Origin of the sequence: Mesorhizobium sp. M0040, assembly GCF_040323505.1 — a bacterium.
Taxonomy (GTDB): Bacteria; Pseudomonadota; Alphaproteobacteria; order Rhizobiales; family Rhizobiaceae; genus Mesorhizobium.
This window is the reverse complement of record NZ_JAMYVA010000153.1, coordinates 1-619: the sequence shown is the minus strand read 5'-3', so window position 1 is coordinate 619 and position 619 is coordinate 1. Positions and strand designations below refer to the sequence as shown.

The following is a 619-nucleotide window of genomic DNA, read 5'->3' as shown; positions in this document are numbered from 1 at the left end:
CCGATCCTCAGTCCACCTGCCTTCGATGGCGGAAGCGTGTCAAAGGGAATCGGGTTTTTATTTGTAACGACCTGACCTTCTAACAACGAGCGTTCAATCTCAATTCCGGTCGTATCACACTTCAACAAATTGAGAAGAAGCAGGTGGGACGAGGTGCCGCCGGAAACAAGTTTAGCTCCCGTGTCAATCAGTCCCCGTTCCAACGCTTTCGCATGTCTCAGAACATCTCCGACATACCTCTCAAAACAGGACGTCTGTACTTCTGCCAATAGAACCGCGCGCGCCGCAATCAAGTCCATTTTAGGCGCGCCCTGCAATCCTGGAAATATTGCCCTATCGACTTGTTTCGCCAGACTCCCTTTACATAAGATCAATCCACCGCCACGTGGCCCGCGAAGGGTTTTGTGTGTGGAAGTCGTCACTATGTCGGCGTGGGGGAAAGGAGACGGGATTGCGCGCCCCGCAACAAGACCTGCGGTATGTGCTAAATCCACCCAAAGAAGCGCGTCAATCTCTCGTGCGATCTGATGCATTTCCTCATAATCAATCAAACGCGGATATGATGAACCTCCGCAGATGATTGCTGCAGGTCGATTTGCCAGCGCAATTGATCGTACCT

General features: G+C 51.9%; 1 pseudogene. It reads right to left on the bottom strand.

Going from position 1 to position 619, the window contains the following annotated elements:
- Positions 1–619 (bottom strand): annotated as a pseudogene (locus tag NKJ91_RS33735) (serine hydroxymethyltransferase); the annotation flags it as partial.